At 58.0% G+C, this 21,976-nt stretch carries 29 protein-coding genes and 1 tRNA gene; 12 read left to right on the plus strand and 18 right to left on the minus strand.

Going from position 1 to position 21,976, the window contains the following annotated elements:
* Positions 1–114: 114 nt before the first annotated feature.
* The 12 genes from BMZ42_RS16470 to BMZ42_RS16530 form a co-directional block, all read right to left on the minus strand.
* On the minus strand, positions 115–564 hold the full coding sequence (locus BMZ42_RS16470; protein WP_091524699.1) for a hypothetical protein: 450 nt from the start codon (positions 562–564) through the stop codon (positions 115–117).
* The gene (locus tag BMZ42_RS16475) at positions 557–1,024 is read right to left on the minus strand and encodes a Panacea domain-containing protein (RefSeq protein ID WP_091524702.1); all 468 of its coding nucleotides are present in this window, start codon (positions 1,022–1,024) and stop codon (positions 557–559) included. Before BMZ42_RS16475 ends, BMZ42_RS16470 begins: the two co-directional genes overlap by 8 nt.
* A 117-nt stretch (positions 1,025–1,141) precedes the next feature.
* A complete protein-coding gene (locus tag BMZ42_RS16480; RefSeq protein WP_091524704.1) occupies positions 1,142–1,324 on the minus strand; it encodes a hypothetical protein in 183 nt (60 codons plus the stop codon).
* Positions 1,321–1,554 (minus strand): hypothetical protein, encoded by a 234-nt coding sequence (locus tag BMZ42_RS16485; protein ID WP_091524706.1) that lies wholly within the window; start codon positions 1,552–1,554, stop codon positions 1,321–1,323. Before BMZ42_RS16485 ends, BMZ42_RS16480 begins: the two co-directional genes overlap by 4 nt.
* A 115-nt stretch (positions 1,555–1,669) precedes the next feature.
* On the minus strand, positions 1,670–1,915 hold the full coding sequence (locus tag BMZ42_RS16490; protein WP_091524709.1) for a hypothetical protein: 246 nt from the start codon (positions 1,913–1,915) through the stop codon (positions 1,670–1,672).
* A gap of 243 nt (positions 1,916–2,158) precedes the next feature.
* Positions 2,159–3,343 carry a GGDEF domain-containing protein gene (locus BMZ42_RS16495; RefSeq protein WP_091524711.1) on the minus strand — a complete coding sequence of 395 codons (1,185 nt, stop codon included), beginning with the start codon at positions 3,341–3,343 and terminating at the stop codon, positions 2,159–2,161.
* 293 nt (positions 3,344–3,636) lie between these two features.
* The gene (locus BMZ42_RS16500; RefSeq protein ID WP_091524714.1) at positions 3,637–4,314 is read right to left on the minus strand and encodes a thermonuclease family protein; all 678 of its coding nucleotides are present in this window, start codon (positions 4,312–4,314) and stop codon (positions 3,637–3,639) included.
* Positions 4,315–4,919: 605 nt separating this feature from the next.
* Entirely contained in the window at positions 4,920–5,300 is a 381-nt protein-coding gene (locus BMZ42_RS16510) for a hypothetical protein (RefSeq protein WP_091524718.1), read from the minus strand.
* Between the two features lie 92 nt (positions 5,301–5,392).
* Positions 5,393–5,950, minus strand: coding sequence for a hypothetical protein (locus BMZ42_RS16515; protein ID WP_091524720.1), 558 nt, complete (start codon positions 5,948–5,950; stop codon positions 5,393–5,395).
* Positions 5,951–6,020: 70 nt separating this feature from the next.
* Positions 6,021–7,403 carry a S1C family serine protease gene (locus tag BMZ42_RS16520; protein WP_091524723.1) on the minus strand — a complete coding sequence of 461 codons (1,383 nt, stop codon included), beginning with the start codon at positions 7,401–7,403 and terminating at the stop codon, positions 6,021–6,023.
* 100 nt (positions 7,404–7,503) lie between these two features.
* Positions 7,504–8,154 carry a DUF6998 domain-containing protein gene (locus BMZ42_RS18315; protein ID WP_244523307.1) on the minus strand — a complete coding sequence of 217 codons (651 nt, stop codon included), beginning with the start codon at positions 8,152–8,154 and terminating at the stop codon, positions 7,504–7,506.
* Positions 8,151–8,381: a hypothetical protein gene (locus tag BMZ42_RS16530; RefSeq protein WP_091524726.1), complete on the minus strand. Its 231-nt coding sequence runs from the start codon at positions 8,379–8,381 to the stop codon at positions 8,151–8,153. The genes BMZ42_RS18315 and BMZ42_RS16530 overlap by 4 nt, the downstream gene beginning before the upstream one ends.
* Positions 8,382–8,482: 101 nt before the next feature.
* Between BMZ42_RS16530 and BMZ42_RS16535 the strand changes: the two genes are divergently transcribed.
* Genes BMZ42_RS16535 through BMZ42_RS18095 form a run of 7 tightly spaced genes read left to right on the plus strand, consistent with a single transcriptional unit; the run spans position 8,483 to position 10,969 of the window.
* Positions 8,483–8,773, plus strand: a complete 291-nt coding sequence (locus BMZ42_RS16535; protein WP_091524729.1) for a hypothetical protein — start codon at positions 8,483–8,485, stop codon at positions 8,771–8,773.
* An 11-nt stretch (positions 8,774–8,784) separates the two neighbouring features.
* Entirely contained in the window at positions 8,785–9,234 is a 450-nt protein-coding gene (locus tag BMZ42_RS16540; protein WP_091524730.1) for a hypothetical protein, read from the plus strand.
* Positions 9,231–9,479 carry a hypothetical protein gene (locus tag BMZ42_RS16545; protein ID WP_091524733.1) on the plus strand — a complete coding sequence of 83 codons (249 nt, stop codon included), beginning with the start codon at positions 9,231–9,233 and terminating at the stop codon, positions 9,477–9,479. The genes BMZ42_RS16540 and BMZ42_RS16545 overlap by 4 nt, the downstream gene beginning before the upstream one ends.
* Positions 9,476–9,700, plus strand: a complete 225-nt coding sequence (locus BMZ42_RS16550) for a hypothetical protein (protein WP_091524736.1) — start codon at positions 9,476–9,478, stop codon at positions 9,698–9,700. The genes BMZ42_RS16545 and BMZ42_RS16550 overlap by 4 nt, the downstream gene beginning before the upstream one ends.
* Positions 9,697–10,029 carry a hypothetical protein gene (locus tag BMZ42_RS16555; protein WP_091524738.1) on the plus strand — a complete coding sequence of 111 codons (333 nt, stop codon included), beginning with the start codon at positions 9,697–9,699 and terminating at the stop codon, positions 10,027–10,029. The genes BMZ42_RS16550 and BMZ42_RS16555 overlap by 4 nt, the downstream gene beginning before the upstream one ends.
* Complete coding sequence (locus tag BMZ42_RS16560) at positions 10,026–10,811, plus strand: helix-turn-helix domain-containing protein (protein WP_091524740.1); 786 nt, start codon at positions 10,026–10,028, stop codon at positions 10,809–10,811. Before BMZ42_RS16555 ends, BMZ42_RS16560 begins: the two co-directional genes overlap by 4 nt.
* Complete coding sequence (locus BMZ42_RS18095; RefSeq protein WP_175556762.1) at positions 10,808–10,969, plus strand: hypothetical protein; 162 nt, start codon at positions 10,808–10,810, stop codon at positions 10,967–10,969. The genes BMZ42_RS16560 and BMZ42_RS18095 overlap by 4 nt, the downstream gene beginning before the upstream one ends.
* 164 nt (positions 10,970–11,133) lie before the next feature.
* Here the strand turns inward: BMZ42_RS18095 and BMZ42_RS16565 are convergent.
* Positions 11,134–11,208, minus strand: a tRNA-Glu gene (locus tag BMZ42_RS16565).
* Between the two features lie 114 nt (positions 11,209–11,322).
* The gene (locus BMZ42_RS16570) at positions 11,323–11,709 is read right to left on the minus strand and encodes a hypothetical protein (RefSeq protein ID WP_091524742.1); all 387 of its coding nucleotides are present in this window, start codon (positions 11,707–11,709) and stop codon (positions 11,323–11,325) included.
* A 25-nt stretch (positions 11,710–11,734) separates the two neighbouring features.
* Between BMZ42_RS16570 and BMZ42_RS16575 the strand changes: the two genes are divergently transcribed.
* Together BMZ42_RS16575 and rpoH are read left to right on the plus strand one after the other, a co-directional pair.
* A complete protein-coding gene (locus tag BMZ42_RS16575) occupies positions 11,735–12,784 on the plus strand; it encodes an RluA family pseudouridine synthase (protein ID WP_091524763.1) in 1,050 nt (349 codons plus the stop codon).
* Positions 12,785–12,997: 213 nt separating this feature from the next.
* Positions 12,998–13,909 carry an RNA polymerase sigma factor RpoH gene (gene rpoH, locus BMZ42_RS16580; RefSeq protein WP_091524745.1) on the plus strand — a complete coding sequence of 304 codons (912 nt, stop codon included), beginning with the start codon at positions 12,998–13,000 and terminating at the stop codon, positions 13,907–13,909.
* A gap of 84 nt (positions 13,910–13,993) precedes the next feature.
* Here the strand turns inward: rpoH and BMZ42_RS16585 are convergent, their stop codons facing one another.
* Both BMZ42_RS16585 and BMZ42_RS16590 read right to left on the minus strand, forming a co-directional pair.
* The gene (locus tag BMZ42_RS16585) at positions 13,994–15,562 is read right to left on the minus strand and encodes a hypothetical protein (RefSeq protein WP_091524747.1); all 1,569 of its coding nucleotides are present in this window, start codon (positions 15,560–15,562) and stop codon (positions 13,994–13,996) included.
* An 80-nt stretch (positions 15,563–15,642) separates the two neighbouring features.
* On the minus strand, positions 15,643–16,941 hold the full coding sequence (locus BMZ42_RS16590; RefSeq protein ID WP_091524750.1) for an adenylosuccinate synthase: 1,299 nt from the start codon (positions 16,939–16,941) through the stop codon (positions 15,643–15,645).
* A gap of 204 nt (positions 16,942–17,145) precedes the next feature.
* Here BMZ42_RS16590 and BMZ42_RS16595 point away from each other — a divergent pair, with 204 nt between their 5' ends.
* Complete coding sequence (locus BMZ42_RS16595; RefSeq protein ID WP_091524752.1) at positions 17,146–18,042, plus strand: DMT family transporter; 897 nt, start codon at positions 17,146–17,148, stop codon at positions 18,040–18,042.
* 155 nt (positions 18,043–18,197) lie between these two features.
* On the opposite strand, the gene serA is transcribed toward BMZ42_RS16595, so the two are convergent.
* Together serA and BMZ42_RS16605 are read right to left on the minus strand one after the other, a co-directional pair.
* The gene (gene serA, locus BMZ42_RS16600) at positions 18,198–19,799 is read right to left on the minus strand and encodes a phosphoglycerate dehydrogenase (RefSeq protein ID WP_091524755.1); all 1,602 of its coding nucleotides are present in this window, start codon (positions 19,797–19,799) and stop codon (positions 18,198–18,200) included.
* Positions 19,800–19,877: 78 nt separating this feature from the next.
* Positions 19,878–21,053, minus strand: a complete 1,176-nt coding sequence (locus BMZ42_RS16605) for a phosphoserine transaminase (protein ID WP_091524758.1) — start codon at positions 21,051–21,053, stop codon at positions 19,878–19,880.
* Positions 21,054–21,318: 265 nt separating this feature from the next.
* Between BMZ42_RS16605 and BMZ42_RS16610 the strand changes: the two genes are divergently transcribed.
* The gene (locus BMZ42_RS16610; RefSeq protein ID WP_244523308.1) at positions 21,319–21,567 is read left to right on the plus strand and encodes a hypothetical protein; all 249 of its coding nucleotides are present in this window, start codon (positions 21,319–21,321) and stop codon (positions 21,565–21,567) included.
* 161 nt (positions 21,568–21,728) lie between these two features.
* Complete coding sequence (locus BMZ42_RS18100) at positions 21,729–21,902, plus strand: hypothetical protein (RefSeq protein ID WP_175556763.1); 174 nt, start codon at positions 21,729–21,731, stop codon at positions 21,900–21,902.
* Positions 21,903–21,976: the final 74 nt, after the last annotated feature.

Genomic DNA, 21,976 nt, shown 5'->3' on the forward strand with positions numbered 1-21,976 from the left:
CGCCGCTCTCAAACGGGGGGGCCTGGTCGTGACGGGGCCTCTCTCGGGATTACTCCCAAGAAGAGACTACTACACTTGCAGCGCTTAAACAAAAGGAACCCCGCCGGAGCGGGGTTACAGTGAGTTTCTTGTAGCTTCGGCAGCGAGAGATCCCAGACTGACGTTGCTCATGTCCTTCTCTTTGAAGTGGCGAAATGCCCCTACGATTAGGACTACTGAAAGCGTTGTGATGGAGACAATTGGTCCCAAGAACATCGCAATCGCGACGGACTGCGGGACCACAATTAACCGCCCCCAATAGAAGCTGTGCGTTGCGTGGGCCAACACCCCGGCCATGAAAATCATCACCACAACTGCGATGAGGATTGCCAGCTGCCTGTTTGATATGCGCTGCTCGATTTCCTTAATTAGAAGGTCGCGAGCCTTTCCCTCTTGAGTGAGCTGCTGTTGTGCAAGCCTCTCCTCAAGGTCGGCAATCCGCCTTTCAAACTCGGCCGATGCCGCTGAAGTAGCGACGCCGGCAGACATTTCTCGCGGTATAGGCTGATGTTCTTCGTCAGCCATTCGTTTGTGTACGCCCTGCCGACTGACGTTTGGCTATGTAGTGCGGCTGTATGAGATCGTTGGGGATAGGTGCGAACCAACCCCAATTCTTTGTTGCCACGTCCCATGGGCCGCCTGGCTCATGCGTCATGTCAGAGAGCCGCTTAGCTGGAAGATGGCCGTAGAGGCGGTATATCTCTTCCAGAAGATGGCCGTCATACGAGGAGATTTCGGTGCCCCCTATTGGCACAGTATTCCTGATATTGATGCCTTGTCCACGAAACGCATTGTAAACGTCAGGGATAACGGGGCCGTGCTTCCAAGCCTCGATTTTATTCCGAATCAGTGGGGCGTTGCGCATTTCGAGATGCCAGCCATGCGCGATATACACCAGCTTAAGCAGCGACATAATCGATAACACGCGACCTTCCTGTCGCGCGCGCTCCACGAACCAGTTGGCAATGTGCCGTGCGTCATACATCTTGCCCTCCGTTCGTTTGAATTGATCTCATGGCTCACTATATAGGGCGCACCCTATCAAGATTCTAACCCGCTGTCTGCAAGGCGCGGGTCTTTGGTGTTGGCCATGGACGGCACCCTACGCCTCTCCCACCGTCTCCGTATCCTCGTCCAGCTCGTGCTCCAGCTCCAGGTATCCGCTGGCGATCAACCCATCACGGAACGCAGCGTGTGCGGCAGCCTCTAGATCCTCGCCAGCCTCGCGTGCGAAGCGTCTGAGCGCTAGGCGCTCCTCGGTGGAAAGTGCGAGCGTGATCTTCACCGCAGTTGCGCCTCGATGATCGAGCGCGCGGCTTCATAGACTTTCGCCAGTTCGTCGCTGTCATCCCCTTGCTGTTCCTCAAGGAGGAGCAATGCCCGCTCGTATATCTCGTGAATCTCCTCGTCAGACAGGATGCCCTTGGCGCCGAGCATGCCAATGAGCGATGCGAGGACAGATGCAGACACGAGGTCGCTGGCTGCGATTGCCGGTATGCGGGGGTCGTCTTCCATCCCAAGCCCTCCCAAGGCCGCGCATCCTGGGGTCTATTCAACGGCAGTGCAAGGTCGGATCAATCATGCGGCCCGGTGTAGGGGGCGCAGACAGGCATGCTGCCTTGCCGGCGATTCAGTCCCCGGAAATACCCGCTGGCACTTCACCATGCTGGGCGAGAATGATCGGTTCTTCCAGCACTTCACCCGTTTCCGTATCGACAGTTTGCTGGACAGCAATAACGCCAGCAGCGCGACCGGCGTCACGCTCGGCCCGCTTGATCGCCTCCTCAGCGGTCTTGAAATCCATCTGTTGGCCCTGGACGAGCCTTCGTCCCTGCTTTTCGAACTGCTGGACAATGTAAAGGGTCTTTTCTGCCATTATCAGTATCCGTGTTTGATGCGTCGAGTTGAGCCTGAACCGTTACCACCGAGTGGGTACCCGTCTCGTCTTCTCAAGCTCGATCATAGTAAGTGGCCCTGATTGGCGGCCTGTGGCTCAACGGGCTCGGGAATGTCGAGCACTACCAACTTGTTGTCTCGCAGCGGTCGCTGAAGCTGCCTCGTGCCCTATATGTTATGCACCAGATCGCCATCAAGGGTCGCAGAGATCATTGTTCTGGGCTCATGCGCTGGATGAGCGCAACGGCACCGGGGCGAAGGGGGTTTCATCTTCGCGCACCCGGTTTCGCCCCGCCCGCTTAGCTTTATAGAGACCACGGTCGGCCACTGTGAAAAGTTCGTCAAACGAAGAGCAGCCAACTCCCGACACGGCAACTCCGGCGCTTGCTGTAGTTTTCAAGCCCGCAAGAGCTAAACCTTCTCCTGCAGTCTCGAATGCAACTAAAATCCTACTCGCCACCAGGTGCGCGCTCGCTGCGGTTGCCCCTGGAAGCAAAGCAGCAAACTCCTCGCCGCCAAGACGGCCGAACACGTCGCTGGCTCGCAAATGCGTGGACGCCACGCTGCAGAATAGTTTCAAAATCTCATCGCCGCACGGGTGCCCAAATCTATCATTGATCTTTTTGAAATGATCCAGATCGAACAGAATAAGGGCGATTGGTGGATCATCGAGCCTCATCCGCGCCATTTGTTGATTCGCCGAATTGACGAAGGATCTTCGATTAAATGCTCCGGTCAGTGGGTCAATACGAGACGCAGTCTTGTAACGCAACTCCACGCGCTCTTTTGCCATGGCTAAGAAGAGAAAGGCGGCTGCCATATTATGTACGGTTCCTTGAAGCGCGATGAACGTGAACCACGGACCCATCAACGGCTGAGCACCTCCGGGGGCTGCACTCAACATCAGAACCGGTGAGTGCGCAAAGAAGACAAGAGCATTTAAGATTTGGCAGGCAATAATGGCAGGGCGAGAGGCTAGTGGTTCCGTTTCGCGCCAGAATTCCCAGGCAGTAAGCAGCGCGTAACCGCCAATCAGCACTGAAAACAGGCTGGCTCTCGCGGGTAGTGATGAATAGAAGGCATCAAACTGACAAGCGGCAAGCCAAATCGCTGCTCCGAGCGCAAAGCTTGGATGTACAGTTCGATGGCTGAAGATCCGCGCTCCGCTCCAGATCAGCCCGCAAGCGGCAATCAGAAGCGCGTTGGCTAGATCGACGCTCAGCGCGTCGGGGATACGCCCCCGAAGCAACACCAGTGTTGTGCCAATTGCCTCCAGTAGCAACGCTCCACTCCACCAGGCGAGCGTCTTGACGCTTTGGTTATGCAGCCACACCCAAAGAAGAAGCAGCGAGATCATCGCCATCACGACGATCGTAACGAAAAACAGCGTAGGAGCATCCAGTGGCATAACGCGCCTCTTTTCAGATCACGTCATACAGAATGTTCCTGTATCCAGAGTTAATCCGTAGTCGATGAGACCGCTCATTGCGGCAGTGTCCGTCGTCTTCGAGATGCCGACGAACATCGGACGGAAGGCGGCCTCCTGAGACCCTCAGCGACGTGCACCAACGCGCGAATGCGATCACCATGACAGCCAGTGGACATTGTATCGCGAGTTTTGCGACCCCGTAAAAAGGAAGACGAAAATATCTGGCGACCGGCCGCAATTCTGCAAAATGAGGCGCGCCAGGGATGGGCGACTTATCGCCAGTACGGCGCCCGCCAACCTGCGTCCGTCGCCTCCTTCTCATCACAGAACCAGCGCTCCCCCTGTTTCTCATTGATCTGAGTTCGCTGATACCAAGGGCTCCACGGCGTGTGATAGATTTTCTCACCATGGCGATTGATGTTGCCTTTGATTGGGCACCCAGGACGAGGCGACGCTTCAGCCGCACGCTCCCAGCGGTTTTCACGGTACTCCCACGCGGGCTCTGCTGCTCCCTGCCAGATACCCTTGCCGCCAGCGCGGGCAGCCGCCTCACGGTCTGCATATTCGTTGCTGAACCGCAGGAAGGCCCAAGCTAACCCCTCCTCGACCATCACTGCATTCAGATCAAGATCCCCGAGTCGGCAGCGGCCAATAATCCTGCCGTACTGATCTCGGTCGATCGCTTCGCATTCGAGCGCCTTCCCTTCCGCGAGTTCCGCCAGGCGATTGGTTGCTTCCGTTCCACATTGCCAAGACTTGCCGTTCGCCCGCCGGCACGTCTGTCCGGCTTCGGGCGCGTCAATCCCGTGGAGGCGAACACGCACGGCGCCAACGTCCAGCGTGTCTCCATCCACGACCCGAGCTTTTCCGGAGATGACAGCCTTCTCGGCTGATGCTGTGCATATGCTGGCGGTCAGCATTGCGACGAGAATAAAAGCGATGCCCCTCATATGGGTCTACACATTCACCAAGCAGGCATCCGCGACAGGCACAATGATCTTCCAAATGTTGCCACGACCCACCGACTTCATGCGGAATTCTGCTCTTCTCTAGCGTCTCGGCGCGCTTCGAAGCCGAGCGGCTGCCTTTTCCATAGCGACAGCGACCTCATCCCTGAGTGACAGGCGGTTGTTGAAGTCTTCAACCCTCTCATCCTCATCACCTTCATCGCGCGCTACCAGAAGTAGGTCGACCAGGAACTCTGGGAGCCGAGACGGATCAGATACCGTCAACGTAAGATCTCTGTTTGAATTTTGGCCGCCTGCCCAAATTGTCAAATTGTCGCGGTAAAGGCCCGCCTCCCCATTGCGAGTAAATGTGGCATGACTGACGGGCCCGCCACCCTTGAAGGTTTGGCCGCCATCGTATGAGACAGATGCTCGGAATGCCACGGGGAAAGGGTTTTTCATCAACGGATGCCTCCTAGATAGTGGTTCAGTCGCGTAACGAAACGGTTCGCGTAGGGATATCAGCCTCTTCGGCCAATATTAACGGCATTGCCATTTCATGCACAGGTCCCCTGCTGTCTTTTGCATTTATGAAGAACATCAAACTATCAAATCTCGACTGACCACACTTCAATTCCGTCGCGCTCGAATTGTGGCAAGCGCACAGTGCCCGGAAAACGGGGCGATGCGAAGAATACGTAGCGATGCAGTTCCGGCCGATCGGCAAGCTTCTGGAGGTCCCCTGCTAGTTTGCGGTTATTGGTAGGGCTCACTGCCGCAAAGGTTTCCGCTCCCACCAGCCCATCGACTTCGCTCATAATGTCGAGGGGTTGCGCCATGTGCGCACCAGGTGCCAGAACAAACCCACCCGCCTCGGGATGACGAGCGAGTAGCTCTCGTGCTGCCGCAAGCGCCACAGCATAGGTGAAGGTTTGGTTGATCTGTTCAATGACGTTGAGCGCATGATCGCTGATCGAATGAAAAGCCATGAAGATTGGCTGGAAGCGTTGGAATGATCCCACCTAGTGAAGGCCGGTTCGGGTTCATGATCAAGGGCGGGTTTGCGCCGTAGAGACCAGTATCAATATACTAATGTGCCAATGAGGCTCTCGACGAGGCGTATCCAGTTGATAATTGCAACCACGATACATATCGCGGTGATGATCATGAAGCCATTAAAGGTATTCGAAAACAGATCTCGAACCGCTAGGAACGACAAATCGTCTGGCTTGTGCTTGGCGAGATAAGTTTCCCATCCAGCCAATTCGATTTTCAAAGGGACCGATCGATAGATACTGCCCTCGATCAATTTTGAGTATTCACCCAGCCTCGCTAGGATTGCGTACTCAATTTTTAAACGGTTAAGGACGAATACAGCAAAAACTGCAGGCACGCTTGTTAAACAAGCCACCTCAAACAGAACGGCGGGCTTTGACAGTCCTAAAGTTATAAGCTTGAATGGCTTGAGCCAGCCGTCTCCCCTAGAATAAAACCAAGCGTAAAAGCCTCCGAGCCCAAGAATTGCAGCCGATTCGAGGCGCCAAATCGCATTGAGCAAAAGGTGAACTTGTTCTCGCGCTGCCTTCCACTCATCGATCAAGAATGCACTCTGATCGGTATCGTCCAATTGGTTCATCATGGTTCCCCCCTCAATATACCCCAATCGCACGCTGCCACCGGCGCGCCGCACGTCAATACACACGTTGACCTCACAATCCCCGAAGTGAGCCCGATCCGCAGCGATGCCATTCCATGTCGAAATACTCTTCCCCCTTCCTCCCAAAACACCAGCCGGCCGCTATAAGCGACTTTGTCGTGTATTCTCGCGCATCACATGCGCGCATTGTCGTGTCCAGATCGCCCGAGCCTCCCCGGCATTTTCCATTCAGGCCGTGTAGGCGCGCATGCATACCGGAAGGGTCCGCGCTCTGGCCTTTCAATACGGCTCCCGATTCTCGCGTGATTGAGAGATTGTGGACGTCCACTTGGAACTTAAATGTTGCCACTCCATCGGACGTGGCGTTTCGCGCTGGACTGTGGGCAAACCAGTCTACTATCGCGCCGACGTCGCAAAGGACGCCTATACATTCGATTGAAAGTGTTCCGTCACGGATACTGTAATCACGTATCGGCCAACGATGAGCAAATTTTTGCTTCTCATCCATGACAGAAGATGGGGACACCCGCTTGCCATAAAACTCAATGCTATCGGTATAGACGCTCGCCATGAACTGTAGCGCGCTGTCGTTCGGAGACGACCACGCATCGTGATAGGCGTAAGCGAGCAGTTCGGCCATCTCCCGCGAGAAATCTACCGGCGCTAACGGGTTTTCGACGGGTGGCATGCGATGCAACTTTGCCGTCTCTGGAAGGCTTTCCGAGATACAGCGAATTTGCACTACAGCTGGCGCGACAGCATCGGCAAGGTCGGCTGTGGATAGCGTTTCGGCGGACGCCGACAAAGAGTCGTATTCGATCGATCTGCTTTGCAGGAACATTTCCAGCACGTTTGATCGAACGGCGAAGTTCACGTTCTGCGCGACGAAATCCCCACGCCCCGAGAATACCGCAGTTGCTATGCCCAAGACCGCACCGGATCGATCAACGACCGGGCCACCTGAATTGCCAGGCTGAAGCGGCGTCGAGATTTGCAGAAAGCGTGTGTCGTTCTGCGCTCCGATGAGCGAATTAATATTGCCGGTTGTTATCTTGATCGAATCTGACAGGAAATCGCTGAATGGATAACCGAAAGCGGCTACGTCATCGCCAAGACGCGGAGCCGAGCCGCGTAGACGCAGGAACGGCTTGTCCGCGCCTCCAGCCACCTTCACTGCCGCCAAATCGTTCTGCCTGTCTACTATCCAGTCGGTAGCCTCGCCCAGCGTCGGCACGCTGGCGCGGGTACAACCTTCAAGAACATGGGCGTTGGTAACGGCCCAGCCATCCGCGTTTACGAAGAAGCCAGTTCCGGAACTGGAATGGTTCGATTGTGTGTGCGCTGGGTTGACCGACAGCGCCGACGCAAAGATTCCCAACGAGACGAACGCACCACGTATCATAATCAACCCCAAGCCGGGGATGATCGTATCCACTAATTACCCTGATGCAAACCTCTGCTGGATAGTCGGACCCTTGCTCCTCGTCCATTCTCGGGCATGAACTCTGCCATGCCGTCAGCCTCTCAACGATAAGTCAGGCTTCCGATGCTGGCCGCCTGGGGTAGATCCCCTCTTTCAGGAGCGGCCATGCGCGCTCGTACGGCATGACTTCCTCATGCTTGGACCGCCAATGTGCATCAACGCCGTCCCAGCCCTTACCCTTGAAGACATGCCCGCACTCTGGACACGTTTTCTGATTGGTCGAGATTGCCCCTTGATCAATCAATGGCGTGCGCTTGTCCGCTTCCATTTTCTCAAAAGTCCCGCCAGCACTTCTTGCGACCGTGATTGCCCGAAGCTTCGACAGGCTCACTGATCGCTGCCCGTTTTTCTGCATCTTGCTGGCAGCGGCCCAAGCCAGCGCTCCGGGACCATCATATACAATTTCCGCTTCTTCCGGTGATGCAAGCCTGAGAACGACAAGACGGCTGCAGTCAGCATACATCGAAATCGTGTTGCCGGCGGTCATCTTGATTTGAACCTCATTGCCATCGGCATCATAGGCGTCATGTGCAGGGTTCGAACTCGGGTAAAGGGTAAGCCCTAGCGCTTCTGCCGCGACCACCTCTCCAATGGAGCCCACCAAGTGGCCATCGGGAGTGAATTTTCTCCCGGGGTACATCACACTTAGTTCTTCTACAGCGCGATAGATCGCTGCAACTGGCGCAGGTAAACGCACCTTCATTGTTGGCTCCTCAACGCCACACCCGGCCCGCCAGCGGCATCACCTTCTTCGAGGAACTGGATGCCCTCCGCTTCAAGGGCAAGGCGAACGTGTTGGGTTGTGGATGACTTGCCTGACCCTTGGTCAAGCTTATTCAACGTGTTTCGGTGGAGCCCGGTCTTTTCGGCCAGTTCAGGGTTGCTCAAACCAAGAGCCGCTTTGGCCATTCGGAACTGTTCGGGGGTCATTCGATCTCTTTTCGTGTGCTAATAGCATAATTAATGTGTTGACAGCACATGCTGACAGCCCTATTTATATGCTAACAGCACACCAGAAAGAGGGCAAGCCAATGACTGACCGTTCGCATATCATGAAAGCCGCATGGCGGCTCTACCGCAACACTTACGAGATGTTCTGCAAGGTCCAGTTCAACCGCAACGGCTTTCGCTGGGCACTCACAGAAGCATGGCGCCGTGCGAAGGCAGCGACCCGCAACGCAGCCATTCCGCTCGACGTGAAGCAGGTTCGCGCTGGTGCAATCCGCGCAGAAATCGACAGCCTCAAGTTCAAATCCTTTCAGATCAACACAACGCCGATCCAGGCTCGCCTTGAGGCTGAGCTTTCGGCGCTGGCAGCGTGAAGGAGAGCGATATGAACACGATTTCACGCCGCCGCGCGCTCACAAGCCTTGCTGCAATCCCGGCGCTAGGAACCGCGGCTGTCGCTCCGGCGATGGCCGAGCCAATTGAGGGCTACATCAGGCCCGCTGACGTGCCCAAAATGCCGCTGGGCTTCCGCTCGGGACCAATCCCACCCGATCCGATGCTGGAGGCGATCAATGCGTATCGTGCCGGGAGGAAGGCATTTCTGGCTGTGCATGACAATGCGCTCGTCGGCCAGGAAGTGGAGGATGAAGTTGCAGCTACGACCTACGGTCCGGCTCATGATGCCATACTCCATAACACACCGGAGACAAAGAGCTTGGCCGGAGTGCGCGAGGCCATCCGTCTTGCATTTGAAGAAGACGGGTTCATTGACCGCATAGCCGAAAACGCGCTGCGTTCGGCGCTCGCCTATCTCGACAGGGAGATGCCGGCATGACCATTACTCGCCGCCTTTTCCTTCGCAACACAGCCGCAGTCGGTGCTGTTGGTACAACCCTCGCCGCGCCCGCGATTGCCGCCAAGCCTGAAATGACTCCGCACGAACTGGCTTCGTACCATGCTCGACAGCTTGCCGAGGCGATGAACCAAATTGACCCGGCAATGACCTACAGGGTCACGATCGACTTCGAGCATTCCTTCGCATTGATCGCAGGCCACAAAGCCAAGGGGGCACGCTCATGAGCAACCGTACCCCGTCCGAGCAGATTATCGAGGCCAGCTACCAAGTGGCCGCTCTCCTGACCCTCTGCGAATGCGCCGCGTGGTCACTGCGCAACAACATGGCCGACCTCGCCCTAGTTTCTGACAGCATTCACACGGCTCTATTGATGGCGAAGGACCTTCACGGGTCGGTGCACGACTTCATCGAAGCAGGCGAAGGGATGAAGGAGGCCGCAGCATGAGCGATGCATCTCTTTTGAAGCTCGAAGCGGAGTTCAACGCGAACAGCGAGCGGAAGGTACAAGCCGGCGACAAAGTGGCAGAACTCGAGGCGGCGTTCGATCGGCTCCGTAAGCGCATGCGCAAGGCAGAGCGGAAGGAGGGTCGCCGGACGCAGGAAGGCGCTCGCCTGTTCAACAAGGTTATGGAAACGCGCGCCGACAGCCTGGAAGGGATGTTCGCGAAAGTGAGAGTTCGGGAGAGGTGGAACACGGACGAGGAAGCCAGCGAGATTGCAACCCTAAAAAGCCTGATCGCTGACCTGAGAGCGCTGGCGGATATCCAGTCATGACGTCGCGGGCTGCCAGCAAAACCCAGGTAGCTCGGCGGCGGATTGAGTTTCGGTCCGCCGACGCTGCACGGTTCAATGCGATGCGTGAAGAATGGCGGGTTGCTGCATCTGGTGGGGCGTTACCCAAAGTCGCACACAAGCTCGCCTCGCTGCTCCCTGGCTATGTCAGTCGCGAGTACGGCTATGCTTTTCCGACCGACGAGCAACTTGCCGAGGTCATCAACGCAACGCCGCGCACGGTCGGACGCGGGATGAAAGCCCTTGATGCCGCCGGCCTCATCGAACGCCAAACCATGGTGAAACGTGATGAAAAGGGCGAAGCCATCGGTCGGCTTCGCCGCATTTACCTGACGCTTCGGGCGACGCCAGGTGAACGGACAGAAGTGAATGGACAACCTGAGGTGAACGGACAGAACCGGGTAGGTGAACGGACAACCGTAGTCCGAATATACCCTGACAGAACTACCCCTGATAATAAAAGCAGCATTGAGAGAAAGGTTAGCTCTTACGCGCCCGCACGCGAGGGCTACCCGACGGGGTATTCGGGTGACGATGAATTCCTCGATGTCTTCGACCGCGCCTTAATCGAAATAGCCCGACTCAAGCCTGCCATCTCCGCGGATCTCGAGCGATTGGCACAGCAGGCTTTCGACAAGACGACCGACAGCAGCGAACTGTTCATGCCGTTTCATTGGCGAGACGTACGGGCCCTGCGTTCTGGAGACACTGCCGAATGGTTCAGGCGCCGCGCTGATCAATTGATCGACAGGAGGGCTGCATGACCCGTCACGACATCGAAGATGAGATTGAGCGCCTGCTGTCCATTTTGGACGCGCTGGACGGCGACCCGGACCGCGAGGACGATTCTACAGAGCTGGACACGCCTGGTTTCATCTGGGGTGGCGGCGAGGATGGTGGGCCGGCCCATAGCGGGGCGTAGCAACTTGCCTCCGCTTGCATTCCAAAGGCGCTTTGACTTTTGTCAGGCACCCATAGGACAATTGCAGCAAACCTCCAGCAGTCGTTTTTCCGTAACGCTCAAACGGCTTATTGCACGGTTATTGAACGGGTGGGAGCGACAAACGTCTAAGGTATTGAAATTGCTGGTACGCCCAAGGGGAATCGAACCCCTGTTTGCGCCGTGAGAGGGCGCCGTCCTGACCGCTAGACGATGGGCGCGAACCAGAGCTGCGATATAGAGGCGAATCGCAGCGAATGCAATACATGCAAACCGAGTTTCTTCGCGTTCGCATGTGTTTTCATCCCCTATCGCCGCTGACGCGGCGACAGCCGTTATCGTCCGCCAGCGATGTCGATCTGGCCGATAGTGCGCCCGCTCGTAATGTCATACAGGAGGATCGCCTCAGCGCCGGAGGCCAGCTCTAGACGCAAGCTGAGCAGGCTGCCGGTGATCGCATGATCGAGGACGCGCGCACCCGCAGGCAACGTGACCGCCCCCGAAATTGCTCCCTCCCCTGCAGGGACGGGAAGTTCGCTGATCGTCGCCGGCGCGGTCTCGCTGACGCGCGTTGCGCGGTAGACAAGAGCCACCACGACCGCCATAAGAGCGATGAAAAGAATTCCCAGATTGATGACGATGAAGCGGACGAGCTTGCGGCGAACGTTTTCCACCGCCGGGTCCAGCGGCTTATCCTGTTCGTCGTCGTGAGGCACTGTCATGTCCACCATCCGTTCCGGTTCATTGATGAAAGCCCCTGATAACGAAGCTCGCGCCGCATTGAAAGAGTTCGTCGCGGACTCAACTGCTGCAGGCGAGCGCATCGACCAGTGGCTCGCCGCGCAGCTGGCTCCCGATTTGTCGCGCAGCCGCATTCAGGGGCTGATGCGAGACGGGGCGATTGCGCTTAACGGCAAGGCGGTCACCGAACCAAAGCGCAAGCTGAACGACGGAGACGTGATCAGCATTGCGACACCAGAGCCAACGCCTGCCGAGCCGCAAGGCGAGGACATACCCCTCGACATCCTGTTTGAAGATGACGACCTGATCGTCATCAACAAGCCTGCCGGCCTCGTGGTCCACCCCGCCGCCGGCAACTGGACCGGGACGCTGGTCAACGCACTGATCCACCATTGCGGAGACAGCCTGTCGGGCATCGGCGGCGTCCGCCGCCCTGGCATCGTCCATCGCCTCGACAAGGACACGAGCGGTGTTTTGGTCGTGGCCAAGAATGACCGCGCCCATCGCAGCCTGTCGGAGGCCTTTGCCGACCATGGCCTGACCGGTGACCTGGAACGTGCCTATGATGCGTTGGTCTGGGGAAATCCAGGACGGCCAGCAGGCACCATCGACGCTCCACTCGGGCGCTCAAGCAGCGACCGCACGCAGCGCGCCGTGGTCGCAGAAGGTCGTGAGGATGCACGCCACGCAATCACCCACTTCACCGTTCAGGAACGTTTTGGCGAGCGTCCGGACGCGACATCTATGGCCTCGCTGGTCGAATGCCGCCTCGAAACCGGGCGCACGCACCAGATCCGCGTGCATATGGCGCACATCGGTCATCCGCTGATCGGCGACCGCGACTACGGCAAGGCCTTCTTCACCAAGGCAAACCGGCTTGGCGACGAGCTCGGCTCAATAGTACGCGCTTTTCCGCGTCAGGCGCTCCATGCAAGGCTGCTTGCTTTCCGCCACCCTACCACCGATGAGCTGATGCGCTTCGAGGCCCCTCGTCCTGACGATCTGGGGCAATTGCTGGATGCGTTCCGTCTATGGGACGGCGCGAATATCGGTTGAACTTTTTCAGCCGGCAGACGTTGTAGATTCAATTGGTTGAACGGCGCAGCCGGATTGTTCACATCGTCGTGACACACCGTTTCACGATGTAAGAGACCGTGATTTCGCCGCAAACGATCCTATATTAGTTTGGGCCTCCTTCGTGCGCGTTCTGCGGCAGGGAGGCATGCCCGCCGCAAGGGGGCATCACTCTAAAGAGAGGGAGGGCGCTTTATGGCCCAATCACTACCCAGCGTCGTTTCCGGAGAAGGCGGTCTTGCGCGTTATCTGGAAGAGATTCGGCGCTTTCCAATGTTGCAGCCGCAGGAAGAGTACATGCTCGCCAAGCGGTATCTCGAACATGACGACACCAAGGCTGCGCACAAGCTTGTCACCAGCCATCTGCGACTCGTGGCAAAGATTGCCATGGGTTACCGCGGCTACGGCCTGCCGATCGGCGAAGTCATTTCCGAGGGCAATGTCGGCCTGATGCAGGCCGTGAAGAAATTCGAGCCCGAACGCGGCTTCCGTCTCGCGACCTATGCGATGTGGTGGATCAAGGCGTCGATCCAGGAATATGTCCTGCGGTCGTGGAGCCTCGTGAAGATGGGCACCACCGCTAACCAGAAGCGACTGTTCTTCAACCTGCGCAAGGTGAAGGGCAAGATCCAGGCGCTTGACGATGGCGACCTGAAGCCGGACCAGATCACCGAGATCGCTACCCGCCTCAATGTTTCCGAGGAAGAGGTAGTATCGATGAACCGTCGCCTTTCCGGCGACGCCTCACTCAACGCGCCAATCAGGGCGTCGGAAGGCGAGTCAGGTGAATGGCAGGATTGGCTGGTTGACGACAGCGAAAGCCAGGAAGCCATGCTCATTGAGCAGGACGAGCTGGATAATCGCCGCTCGATGCTGACGGATGCAATGGCGGTTCTCAACGAGCGCGAGCGCCGCATTTTCGAGGCCCGCAGGCTGTCGGAAGACCCACTGACGCTGGAAACGCTCTCGTCCGAATTCGATATCAGCCGCGAGCGTGTGCGACAGATCGAAGTGCGTGCGTTTGAAAAGGTTCAGGATGCGGTCAAGGCGGCGGCTCGTCGGCAGGCGCAAGCCTTGCGCACCATTGAGGCAGAACCAGCGCACTGATTTCAGACCACCTCATTTGTACAAAAAGGCCGGCGAAATGCCGGCCTTTTGCTGTCTGCTACTTGGATTGGTTCACACTCTCGATCAGCCGGCTGAAGCGGCCTGCCGCCAGGCCTCCAATGCCTCCTGGAACACGCGCTCGCCCGGGATACCCTTTTCGAGCGACAGCAGGGCACGTCGGCCAGACTGATAGACGATAGGAATGTCGATCCAGCTGCGGCGCGCCAGCAACTGCAAATTCGTCTCGATCTCGTTCGGGGCATCGCTCAGTGCGATCAGGAAGAAACCGTCCGCAATCTTCGCGGGAATTCCCAGAAGTGGGTTTCCGGCCGCCTGCTCGGTTTCCTTGAATGCCATCCGCGAAACGCTGGAGATCACCCCACCACCAAAGCCTTCCGGCGTCAGGAAAATCATCTCGACAATATGCGCTGCCGGAAGCGTTTGATCGGCGTTACGGCGTATCGTCATACGCAGCCTTACGTCATTGGCCGGTATCGTTGCTTCGCCACGGATAGCCGGCTCCGGCGGCAGATCACCACCGGGGGATTCCTGGACGACCGACCATACAATCGAGCCGGCCTCAGCGGAGCCCTGCGACGAGCTCGTGCGTTCTTCATAGAAGATTGCGCGCTGGCCAACCGCAATCGTCGGCTCATCGGCATTATTTGCCGGCGCAGCAGGGGCCGGTTCCGTCGCAGTTGCTGAAGGAGCTGCCGGTGGCGTTGCCTCTTCGCCGGGGCTCGCAACCGCAGCGATGGACGTGCCCTCACCGATTGTGCGTGCACCACCCGCAGGGCCTTCATCCACCTCGCTGCCGTCAGGCATCAGCCGTTGGGTAAATTTTTCGGAGTCGGCAGGTGGAGTCGGCGAAATCGCCGGCTCTGGCTCTGGGGTTGCTGCGGCCAGCTCTTCCTCGGGAGACGGCGTCTCCGGAAGTTCCTCGGCGGTCGTGGCTGGCGTCTCCTGCGTCTCCACCGGTGCTGGCTGCTCAGCAACCTGCGGCTCGCTTCCGCCACTCGGCCACAACGCATAAAGTGCGCCAGCAACAATCAGCAGGCCAACCAGCGACGCGGCAATCAAACCAGCTGAAATGCCTTTGCGGCGCGGCGTCGATGCCGCAGCAGGTTTGGCTTCTGCAGGGCGGCGTTCGTGATCGAGATCGAGGCGGTCGTCGTTTGCAACCGTATCACGCATCGCTTGCGCATCAGACCCGACGGACACCGGGTCAAGTTCAGGCGGCGTACGCTTTGCCTCCAGAACAGGCTCTGGGGCGGCCGGTGCAACTGGTGCAACTGGCGCAACCGCAACCGCAACCGGAGGAGTAGCAAACGGTTCCGGAGACGGCTGCTCCGACACCAGTTCGCTCTCGTCGCCATGCGTCTCGAACGGCTCGCTGCCATCAAGGCTGGCGATAATGTCGTCGAAATTATCGACGATCACCGGCTGATCATAATCAGCACGCAAGACCGAGATTGCATCTTCCATCGCCTTGCGCTGGCGCTCGATGATTGCAAGCGGCGGCTGGGGATTGAGAGCCGCGATCTTGGCTTCGATCGTCGCGCGGGCCTTATCGTAGACTTTCTCGCGCATTTCTGGCGTGTTGTCGCTCAGACCGCCGATTGTCTTTCTCAGAACCGCAACGAAATCTGCCATTCTTCACCCAATTCCTGCATCTTTGCCTGACTTCGGCTGCAGGGGCCTGAGCCACCGCAGCCGAAACAGATTCAGAACCTCTAGTCTTGAAACGGGTCCGTCACAAGTATTGTGTCGTCACGTTCAGGACTGGTCGAGAGCATCGACACCGGCGCGCCAATCAACTCTTCGATGTAGCGGACATATTTGACGGCCTGCGCCGGCAGGTCATTCCAGCTGCGTGCGCCAGCGGTGGTACCCTTCCAGCCTTCCAGCGTCTCGTAGATCGGCTCGACCCTCGCCTGCGCGGCCTGGCTTGCCGGCAGGTAGTCGATAACCTCGCCATCAAGCCTGTAGCCCGTGCAAACCTTGATCTCGTCGAGCCCGTCCAAAACGTCGAGCTTGGTCAAAGCGATGCCGTCGATGCCATTGACGGCAACAGACTGGCGAACCAGCACGGCGTCAAACCAGCCACAACGGCGCTTGCGCCCGGTGACAGTGCCGAATTCACGCCCCTGGGTTCCCAGAAACTCACCGATCTCATTGTCCTGCTCGCTCGGGAACGGCCCCTCGCCAACGCGCGTCGTGTACGCCTTGGTAATTCCGAGCACGTAGCCGATTGAGCCAGGCCCCATACCCGAGCCCGCAGAAGCCTGACCTGCAACGGTGTTGGACGACGTGACAAACGGATAGGTGCCGTGGTCGACGTCCAGCAATGTTCCCTGTGCGCCTTCAAACAGAATGCGCTCACCTGCACGGCGCTTCTCATCAAGCACTTTCCAGACGCGGTCCATGTAAGGAAGCACCGCATCCGCCACGGAGGTCAGCTCCTCCATGATCGTCTCGTGCGCCACCTCAGCATGGCCCAGACCGCGGCGCAGACCGTTATGGTGGGTCAGCAGGCGGTCAACCTTAGCCGGCAGGCTGTCGATATCTGCAAGATCCATCACCTTGATTGCGCGGCGGCCAACCTTGTCCTCGTAAGCCGGCCCGATGCCACGACGCGTCGTGCCAATCTTGGTGCCGCCAGCGGAAGCCGCATCTTCGCGAAAACCGTCGAGCTCGCGGTGTACCGAGAGGATCAGCGAGGTATTTTCCGCAATTTTCAATCGCTCCGGCCCGATGTCGACACCCAGCTCACGAATCCGACCGAGCTCCGCAATGAAAGCGTGCGGATCGAAAACAACGCCGTTGCCGATCACCGAAAGTTTGCCCGGGCGAACGACACCGGAAGGCAACAACGACAATTTGTAGACCTTGCCGTCAACGACCAGCGTGTGGCCTGCATTGTGGCCACCCTGAAACCGCACGATGACATCGGCGCGCTCGGAGAGCCAGTCGACAATCTTGCCTTTGCCTTCGTCGCCCCACTGGGACCCGACGACCACAACATTGGCCATGGATAAATTCCTCTTTGCTGAACCTGGACCGGTTGCCCGGCAAATTTTACACGTCTCTATAACCACATGTCGCCCTTTGTGCGACCCCTTCGAACAGCGGTAAAACGCCTCTTTGGACCGAAGCCGCCCTCATGTGGCGCATTTACACGCACGAACGAAGCGTCTACGCCTTGACCCTCACGTCTCGAAAGCTTCCGGTCCGCAATGTCTCGCAACGCATATGTTCTTCTGCTCCTGACCATGTTGATGTGGGGCGGGAACGCTGTCGCAGGCAAAATGGCAGTCGGTCACATCTCGCCAATGGTACTGACGACTTTTCGATGGCTGGGAGCCGTCGCGCTGATGCTGGCCATCGGGATACCGCAATTGCGCCGGGACTGGCATGTCGTGCGACCGCGGCTTCTCTATCTGTTCCTGCTCGGTGCCGCCGGCTTCACGCTGTTCAACGCGGCGATGTACACCGCCCTCACCTTCACCACCGTCATCAACGTATCGATCGAACAGGCCGGCATGCCGATGTTCATCTTTATCGCCAACTTCGTCCTGTATCGCATCGGCGTCTCGGCAGGACAGGTGATCGGCTTCAGCCTTTCAATGGTTGGAGTTGCGTTGACGGCGACACACGGAAATCTGCTGACATTGTCAGAACAACAGATCAATAGCGGCGACTTGCTGATGCTCGCGGCCGTTCTGCTTTATGCTGGCTATACCATCGCTCTGCGATACAAGCCTGCAATTCACTGGAAGAGCCTGATGTCGGTGATGGCGGTGGCGGCCGCCCTTACGTCTCTGCCATTTATGGCGTGGGAAGTTGCGACCGACGCTGCAATATGGCCCGACATGCGTGGTTGGGGCATCGTCCTTTACACCGCGATTTTCCCGTCGGTGGTATCGCAATTGTTCTATGTACGCGCTGTCGATCTGATCGGCGCAAACCGTGCCGGTCTCTTCATCAACCTCGTGCCTATTTTCGGGACGATCCTGTCGATTGCCATCCTGGGCGAGGACCTAGAGATGTATCACATCGCGGCACTGGTCATGGTTCTCGGCGGCATTTGGCTGGCCGAAAACAGCGGCCGCAAACGCGCAGCACGCGACTGAACCCGATCAATCCAGTCAGCAGCGGCTCAGATTGCCACCATTATCGGTAGTTTCCCTCCGATATGTTCAACACGTAGCGACTACGCCTGCGGCGGGACGCATGCGCGTAAGCACATGCGTCCCGCAAAAGCCTTGGGAGGAGGCTTGGAACCTGATCAGGCCGTGGCGACGTCGAACTGCAACGGCTTTGCCGAAACGATCCGCGGGTCGGCGCGCAGTTCCTCCAGAACCGCCTGTGGGAACGGCGCATCCAGATAGAGAAGTGCAATCGCATCGCCGCCCGGACGGTTACGTCCAAGGTGGAAGTTCGCAATGTTCACGCCGTGCTTGCCGCAGATCGTGCCGAGCAGACCGATGATGCCGGGCGCATCAGCATTGGTGGTGTAGAGCATGTGCTCGCCCACTTCCGCGTCGAGCGTGATACCCTTGATCTGGATGAAGCGCGGCTTGCCATCGGAGAACACCGTGCCGGCAATCGAGCGGCTCTTGGATGCCGTCTTCACCTTCAGCTTGATGTAGCCGTCGAATGCGCCCGACTTGTCGCGCTTGATCTCCGACAGGATAACACCGCGCTCCTTCGCCATGATCGGCGCGGAGACCATGTTGATGTCGGACACCATCGGGCGGATCAGGCCGGCCAGTGCAGCGCTGGTCAGCGCCTTGGTGTTCATGTCGGCGGTAGCACCGTCGAACAGAATCTCGACTTCCTGAATCGCCTCTTCGGTCACCTGTCCGACAAACGCGCCCAGCACTTCGGCAAGCTTGATGAAAGGCTTCAGGCGTGGAGCTTCGTCAGCCGAGATCGAAGGCATGTTGATCGCGTTGGTGACGGCACCCTTAGTCAGGTAGTCCGACATCTGCTCGGCAACCTGCAGGGCAACGTTTTCCTGAGCTTCTGCGGTCGATGCGCCAAGGTGCGGCGTGCAGACCACATTTGCCATGCCGAACAACGGGCTTTCCGTCGCTGGCTCGGTCTCGAACACGTCAATGCCGGCACCTGCAACCTTGCCGCTCTTCAGTGCTTCGATCAGATCAGCCTCGACGATCAGGCCACCGCGCGCGCAGTTGATGATGCGAACGCCCTTCTTCATCTTCGCGAACGCATCCTTGTTGAGGATGCCGCGCGTCTTGTCGGTCATCGGCGTGTGCAGCGTGATGAAGTCCGAGCGTGTGAAAATCTCTTCAAGCTCGACCTTCTCGACGCCAAGTTCCTTGGCGCGCGCTTCCGACAGGAAGGGGTCATAGGCGATGACGTTCATCTTCAGGCCAACGCCGCGCGTGGCGACGATCGAACCGATGTTGCCGCAGCCGATCACACCCAGCGTCTTGCCGGTAATCTCGACGCCCATGAAGCGGTTCTTTTCCCACTTGCCGGCATGCGTGGATGAATTGGCTTCCGGCAGTTCACGAGCCACGGCGAACATCAGCGCAATGGCGTGCTCAGCGGTGGTGATCGAGTTGCCAAATGGCGTGTTCATGACAATGATACCGCGACGCGATGCAGCCGGGATATCAACGTTGTCGACGCCGATACCGGCGCGGCCCACAACCTTCAGGTTGGTCGCTGCTTCGATCAGCTTTTCCGTCACCTTCGTGGCAGAACGGATCGCGAGGCCATCATACTGGCCGATGACTTCAAGGAGCTTTTCCTTGTCCTTGCCGAGGTCTGGCAGATAGTCCACTTCAACGCCGCGATCCTTGAAGATCTGCACGGCAGTCGGCGAAAGTTTGTCGGATACGAGTACGCGAGGTGCCATGATGGCCTCCTTCGTGAGGTAGTTATGTGCTTTGGAGGAGTACAAGGCTGCGCCCAACCGCAGCCCTGAAAGAAGTGCTTAGGCGTCAGCCTTCAGTGCCGCCTTCTGCTGGGCAAATGCCCAGTCGAGCCAAGCCGTCAACTTTTCGACATCTGCGGTCTCGACCGTTGCACCGGTCCAGATGCGTAGACCCGACGGCGCGTCGCGATAAGCGCCGATGTCGTATGCGACGACTTCCTTTTCAAGCGCCGAGACAATGCCCTTGGCAAACGCAGCCTGTGCGTCCTTGTCGAGTGCGGCCACTTGCGGATCGACAATGGTCAGGCACACCGAAGTGTTCGAGCGGGTGACCGGATCGACAGCCAGATTGGCAAGCCAGTCGGACTTTTCAACGAAGGCGTTGAGCACCGCAAAGTTAGCTTCTGCGCGGCCAACGAGGCCGTCGAGGCCACCGATCGACTTCGACCATTCAAGCGCGTCGATATAATCCTCGACACACAGCATCGACGGCGTATTGATCGTCTCGCCCTTGAAGATACCTTCGATCAGCTTGCCACCCTTGGTCATGCGGAAGATCTTCGGCATTGGCCAGGACGGCGTATAGCTCTCAAGGCGTGCAACAGCACGCGGGCTGAGGATCAGCATGCCGTGTGCGCCTTCGCCGCCAAGAACCTTCTGCCACGAGAAGGTCACGACATCGAGCTTGGTGAAGTCGAGGCGCTGGGCGAATGCGGCCGAAGTGGCATCGCAGATCGTCAGGCCTTCGCGGTCTGCCGGAATGAAATCAGCGTTCGGGACACGAACGCCCGAAGTGGTGCCATTCCAGGTGAAGACGACGTCGCGGTTGAAATCGATCTGCGCGAGATCCGGCAGAACGCCGTAGTCGGCTTCGATCTTGCGCACGTCCGGCAGCTTCAGCTGCTTGACGACGTCAGTGACCCAGCCTGCGCCGAAGGATTCCCATGCGACCATATCGACGCCGCGCTCGCCGAGCAGCGACCACAGCGCCATCTCGACTGCGCCGGTGTCCGACGCCGGCACGATGCCGATACGCCAGTCGGCGGGAACCTGAAGAACTTCACGGGTGAGGTCGATTGCGTATTGCAGCTTCGTCTTGCCGGTCTTGGCGCGGTGCGAACGACCGAGCGGAGCATCAGCAAGGGCTTCAAGCGACCAGCCGGGACGCTTGGCGCAAGGACCAGAAGAAAAATTGGGATTGGCCGGACGTGTGTCCGGTTTCGAAATCATTGTCATAGCAGTTCTATCCTCTCAGATAGCTCGCCTCTCGTTGGGGAGAGGTGGCCCGCTGCGGGAAATAGAGAAAGACGCAGAAAAGCGCAATAGCTAAAAGGGGTTGAGACGTTTTTTCTTGTAGGTTCGTGCAGATGCTTGCAGAACGAAGAAAGAACACTCATCATCTGCAGACACGTGATTGACACGCCAGTGACACGCAGATCGCTGATTTGTTCACTGGACGTTCTGGATAAACTGAACGCTCAAGTATTTGAAGTGGAAATGGGTGTTGGCCGAAAAGACCCTTTATATTGTGCAGCAGTTCGAAAAGCAGGGGCGAAGGCTCGTGCAGGGCCGGCAGATGGATTTCAAAACCGCCGACGAAGCGATCAAGCGGGCCGAACGCGACGCCGGTCGCGCTGCTGGCGTCATTGCCGTCCAGCAGACGGTCGACACCGAAACCGGCGAAGTCCTGGAAGAGCCGATCATCCTCGCGCAGTATGGTGATGTGCCGATGGGCATTTCAGGGGATTGATCAAAACCTTTCTTGCAGCCCACGTTCTATTTTGCACGATAGCAGCGAGGGTGCGGCGCAAAATCTGCGCCCTCCTAAAAAAGGCTATGTCGGTGCTGCAGGCTTTTGTCGCATGACATCTGCCATCCGAAAACGCGTGGGTTGGGCTTGGAATGAAAATAATGCTCGAAATCGCGACTGACGAAGCCATAGCGCTGCGCCGGTTTGCGAAAGAATACCAGATCGACCCAGATCAAGCTGCCCGGTTCGTGTTGCGCGAATATCTCATCGCCAGCGGCTACCTAGAGCTTGAGCACGAGCTGGACGAGGATACGGAGACGGTGGGAGAGGCGTAGAGGCACTGCCGGAGGAACGGGAAGCAGTGCTTAGGGCAGAGTGAGACCATCCATACAGTATGGGCCCAAAAAAG

Origin of the sequence: Aquamicrobium aerolatum DSM 21857 (assembly GCF_900113935.1) — a bacterium.
Lineage (GTDB): Bacteria > Pseudomonadota > Alphaproteobacteria > Rhizobiales > Rhizobiaceae > Aerobium > Aerobium aerolatum.